At 45.7% G+C, this 5,445-nt stretch carries 4 protein-coding genes and 1 pseudogene; all 5 read left to right on the forward strand.

Annotated elements, in window-relative coordinates:
* A partial coding sequence (locus HNQ82_RS11985) for an RNA-guided endonuclease InsQ/TnpB family protein (protein ID WP_183249894.1) occupies nucleotides 1-535 on the forward strand: 535 nt, incomplete at its 5' end.
* Nucleotides 536-706: 171 nt separating this feature from the next.
* On the forward strand, nucleotides 707-1,549 hold the full coding sequence (locus HNQ82_RS11990) for a DegV family protein (RefSeq protein WP_183249896.1): 843 nt from the start codon (nucleotides 707-709) through the stop codon (nucleotides 1,547-1,549).
* Nucleotides 1,550-1,616: 67 nt separating this feature from the next.
* Complete coding sequence (locus HNQ82_RS11995; protein WP_183250017.1) at nucleotides 1,617-2,957, forward strand: helicase-related protein; 1,341 nt, start codon at nucleotides 1,617-1,619, stop codon at nucleotides 2,955-2,957.
* Entirely contained in the window at nucleotides 2,954-3,622 is a 669-nt protein-coding gene (locus tag HNQ82_RS12000; RefSeq protein WP_183249898.1) for a ComFC family protein, read from the forward strand. Before HNQ82_RS11995 ends, HNQ82_RS12000 begins: the two co-directional genes overlap by 4 nt.
* An 82-nt stretch (nucleotides 3,623-3,704) precedes the next feature.
* Nucleotides 3,705-5,445: pseudogene (locus HNQ82_RS12005) on the forward strand (metal-dependent peptidase); the annotation flags it as partial.

Genomic DNA, 5,445 nt, shown 5'->3' on the forward strand with positions numbered 1-5,445 from the left:
GAAAGTAAAAAAGCTGGAAAAGTCAATTAGGCGCATGCAAAGACAAATATCACGAAAGTACGAAATGAATAAAACAAAAACAGAAGGAGGTGAATGCCGTTACAGAAAAACGGAAAACATCAAGAAACTTGAATTCCTTGTTCTCAAAAAACGCCGAAGGCTAAAAAACATTCAGCTAAACTATACCCACCACATCACAACGACGTTGGTGAAAGCCAAGCCAGCGTATGTCGTGATGGAGGATTTGAACACAAGTGGCATGTTAAAAAATCGCAAGCTATCGAAAGCAATCCAGCAACAAACATTCCACGAGTTCAAGCGACAAGTGACGTATAAATGTGCATGGCACGGTATCGAGTTGATCGTCGTAGATCGCTTTTATCCGTCAAGCAAAAAGTGCAGCCGTTGCGGTCATGTGAAAGACCGCCTTTCTTTATCGGAACGGACGTACCGTTGCGAAGTGTGTGGGTTACAAATGGATCGCGATCTCAACGCGAGCATCAACTTGAAACAATATGCCAAATCCATGATGTGACATGACTATGTACCCATACGTTAGTGGGGAAGTAAAGCCTTCGGAGCGCCACGCAAACGAGAGTAGCTTCGGCGAAATCGGGCGTGATGAACAAGGAAAGAAACGAAAACTTTATAAATAATGAATAGATGATTTATAAAGTTTTGTAAGTTTTCTGTAACGGTAAGAGCGATGAAGACGGCGATTTTAACGGATAGTACAGCGTATATCCCAAAGCATATTCGCGAACAGTTGAATATACATATTATTCCTTTGAGTGTCGTCTTTGGCACAGAGACGTATCGGGAAGAGATCGACATGGGGGCAGCTGATTTTTTTGATAAAGTGAAAACGAGTGAACAACTGCCGACAACATCTCAACCACCGATTGGTTTATTCGTTGAGACGTTTGAACAGCTGTCGAAACAATACGACGCGGTCATTTCGATTCATTTATCAAGCGGCATTAGCGGAACGTATCAAGGGGCGGTTGCAGCTGGTCAAATGGTCGAAGGCATTCGGGTGTATGCGTATGATTCAGAAATTAGCTGCATGGTGCAAGGATTTTATGCGATGGAAGCGGCAGAAATGGCGCAAGCAGGTGCGCATCCGGAAGCGATTATTGCTCGGTTAGATGAAATGAAACAATCGGTACGTGCGTATTTTATGGTCGACGATTTATCACATTTGCAGCGTGGCGGGCGGTTAAGCGGTGCACAGGCGTTTATCGGCAGCCTCCTGCAAGTTAAACCGATTTTGCATTTCGTTAATAAAGTCATCGTTCCGTTTGAAAAAATTCGTACCCGTAAAAAAGCGTTACATCGTATAGAAGAACTATTTGCTGAAGATGCAAACCTTGGCGTTCCTATGCGTGCGGTCATTATTCATGCGAACCGTGAAGAAGAAGCACGCGCATGGAAAGAAAAACTTGAGCAACAATATCCGCACGTTGAATTTTTCCTTAGCTATTTCGGACCTGTTATCGGCACGCATTTAGGAGAAGGTGCGATGGGATTTGGTTGGTATAAAAAGTAAACAGGAATTTTTTTGACTAGCGCGAATAAAAGAAGTGGGCGACTTGTCCACTTCTTTTTTATTGGAGGTGATTTGCTTGCATTTCGCAGGGAAACAGCTGCTTACATCTGAACTTTCGTTTCCTTACGATAAGCAACATGTGCAAATTGTAGACAGTATCATAAAAACAAAGCGCGGCTATATGTGTGTTCGTTGTAATAATGATGATCAACAGCTTTTTGCTTCTTTTCCGTGCGCTCGTTGTGGACGCATATGTACGTATTGCCGCAAATGTATAACGATGGGGCGATGTAGCGAATGTAATCCGCTCGTGATTTGGACTGGCCCTACTCCTTCCATCTCTTTTTCTTCACCGCTACAATGGAACGGTCAATTATCTCCCGCCCAACAACTTGCATCCGATGAAGTTTGTCATGCTATTGATCGAAATGAATCTTTGCTTGTTTGGGCGGTATGTGGAGCCGGGAAAACAGAAGTGCTATTTGCAGGAATCGATATGGCGTTGTCGCAAGGAAAGCGCGTCTGTCTTGCTGCTCCGCGCACAGATGTCGTATTGGAGTTAGCCCCACGCCTCGCGAACGTTTTTCCGTCTGTCGATATCGCAGCGTTATACGGTGGTAGCCAAGACCGTGGCAAGCTCGCTTCGCTGACGGTGTCAACGACTCATCAATTGCTTCGGTATTACCGTGCTTTTGACGTGATGATTGTGGATGAAGTCGATGCATTTCCGTATAGTGTAGACTCGATGCTTTCCTATGCGGTAGAACGGGCCCGAAAACCGAACTCCTCACTCATTTATTTAACCGCAACCCCAAACGAACAATGGCAACGTGAAGTAAAAAGCGGTCAGCGTAAAGCAGTGACGATTCCTGCACGGTATCATCGTCATCCTCTTCCTGTCCCTACATTTGAATGGTGCGGCAATTGGCAAAAAAAATGGCGCCACAAGCGGTTGCCTTCATGTGTTGTTCGATGGGTAAACGAGCATCTCGAAAGAAACAAACAAGCCTTTTTATTTGTTCCCCACATCGACTTTTTACAACAAGTTGTTCCGTACTTACAACAATTTCACCCTCGCATTGAAGGGGTACATGCTGAAGATCCGAAACGAAAGGAAAAAGTGCTTGCTTTTCGGCGTGGACAAATTCCTCTTCTTGTCACAACGACCATTTTAGAGCGCGGGGTAACGGTCCCAAACATTGACGTTGCTGTGTTAGGTGCAGAGCAACCGATTTTTACAGAGAGTGCGCTCGTGCAAATCGCTGGACGTGTTGGTCGAAGCGCTCAATATCCGACAGGTGATGTTCGCTTTTTTCATTTCGGAAAAACGAAAGCGATGGTGTCAGCAAAGCGCCATATTATACGGATGAACGATGAAGCACGAAAGCGAGGGTTGATTGACAAATGAAGTGTCTCATTTGTCATGATGAATGGATGCCTCCGATATCGTTTGCTATGCTTTTCACGCTTCGTCAAGCGGATGTTTGTTGTCCGCGTTGTCGAGCTCGCTTTATTCGCCTTGAAGGAAATCGTTGTGAACGATGTAGCCGTTTAAGTGACGTACCGATATGTGCCGATTGTATAAAGTGGAAACAGCGCAAAAGCGCCTTGAAACAAAACTATTCCGTCTATATATACGACGACTGGATGAAAGAAGTGATGAATCGTTTTAAATTTCGAGGAGACTATGCGCTCGTTGAAGCATTTCGCCATGATGTTTGCGCTGTGTTTAACGAACATTTTTCTTCCGATGTGTTCCTCGTACCGATTCCACTTAGCCCTTCTCGATTAGCTGAAAGAGGGTTTAATCAAGCAGAAGCAATCGCTTCGCTTTTATCGTTGCCAATGATTTTTGCCTTGCGACGTATTGATGATGAAAAACAATCGAAAAAAACGAGGAGTGAACGTTTTGTCGGGCGCAAGTTTTGTTTGACAGGAGAAGATGTAGCCGAAAAGCGCATTGTCATCGTTGATGATATTTATACGACAGGGGCAACGGTGCATGAAGCGGCCAACGTTCTTTATGCAGCAGGGGCACGTGACATTTCTTCTTTTACGCTCATCCGCTCATAGTTGGGAACAAACTCCCATTGAAAACATCGTACCGATGGTCGATATAAAAAATAGGAATATTGGAGAACGGAGATGAGTCGTTATGGAAATTCGCGGATACGGACATTATCGCTCGACATCGTCATCTTCAACGACTGTGACGTTAAAAGCAGGAGATGTGTACGAAGCAGTTGTGAAAGAACAAGTAGGTGAAAAAGAAGCGATCGTGCAATTGCGAGGTGTCGATATTCGGTTTCGTTTTGAAGGTGACGTGCCGCCGTCTGGACGAGTGAAAGTACAAGTAACCGGTAGTGATGGGGATATTGTCGAAGGAAAGATTGTGACACCACCTTCTACATCATCATCTGAAACGTTTGAAACGCCTGAACTTCGCCAGGCGGTGACGATGGTAGCACAAAAGCAATTGCCGCTCACTCGAGAAACGGTGGAGTCGTTACGCACGTTTTTAGCAGAAGGAAAAGGAACGGTTGAACAAAAGTTAGAAACGATTCAAATCGCAGCAAGCAAAAAGCTTGATATGACGATGAAGCAGTTACAAGCGGTTCATGAAGCGCTCCACGGCAAGCCGTTAAGCGAGTCGTTACATGATATCGTTCGGGCGATTGATGAACATTTTTCATTTACTCCAATCGCAAAGCAACGGTCGCAAACGGTCAGTGAGCTACGTGCACAACTGCAACGAGAGCGAAACATTGATCGTGCGATTGAATCGGCAAAGCAGTTTGCAGAGGAGAACGGACATGACGAAATCACAAAAGCCGTTCGAGAGGCGACGTTGTTAAAAGAGCGCGGACACGAGATGTTTGCCCGCAGTCGCATCATGCAAGCTGTTGCTTTGGCAGAGGCGAATGAAAAGAGAATAGATTATGTACAAACTGAACGAGCAACAACGCAAGGAAAACAGCTACAAACTGTACGTCAACAAATCGAACGTGAGCCGATCGTTGCAAAAGCGCTCACTATTGCAAAAGAGAGTGATGTCGTTCGTCAAACGCTCGGTCCAGCGTTACAAGAAGCAGAACAGTTGTATCGCTCAGGCCAGCCACTTAGCGCCAAACAGCGATTGCTTGAAGCGTTTGCTTCTGTTGAGAAAACAGAAGATGTGTCGGTACGGCCGTCTCCAGCTGCACAAAAACAAGCGATGGATGAAGCGAAACGAATTGTTCGCACATCTCGCTCGATAGAAGATGCTGTTCGTCAGTTGAAAGAAACGGTATTGCCACGCATTGAAGCGAATGAATTATATGAAGCAATTGAACGTGTAGAACAACTAGGAGAAAAGACGAAAACTGACCTCATTCAAGCATTGCGGGCAGTGGGACAAAAAACTGATATACGAACAGAAGTAGAAATGAAAGAAACGTTGCGCACGAACGCATTAGCGATAAAAGTAGACAGCCAAGAAGCCCAGCTAAAACAAGTGGCAGAGGTACGGAAGCAAGCAGAAAGCGCCTCGACGGTGAAAGCGGTGGAGACGCCAGTGAGGGAGCTTGTTCGTGCATTACCAACGGATCAGGGAGAGAAAGTGGCTCGTGCCCTTGAACAGTCGAAACAGCTAGAGACAACGGGACGCAGCGTGGAAGCCCGGCAACAGCTCGTGCAAGCGCTACGTGTAGTGGAAGAGGCAGTCACAACTGAAGTGTTACAAGAGGCAAAAGAAGCGTTGCGAGCGAATACGCCAGCGACAAAGGTAGAAACAAAAGAAGCGCAGCTGAAACAAGTCGTTGAGGTACGGAAGCAAGCAGAAATTACCCCGACGGTGAAAGCGATGGATTCGCAAGTGAGAGAGGTCGCTCGTACCTTACCAACGGATCAGGGAGAGA

The sequence above is a fragment of the Anoxybacillus tengchongensis genome, from assembly GCF_014201585.1.
In the GTDB taxonomy this organism is placed as follows: domain Bacteria; phylum Bacillota; class Bacilli; order Bacillales; family Anoxybacillaceae; genus Anoxybacillus; species Anoxybacillus tengchongensis.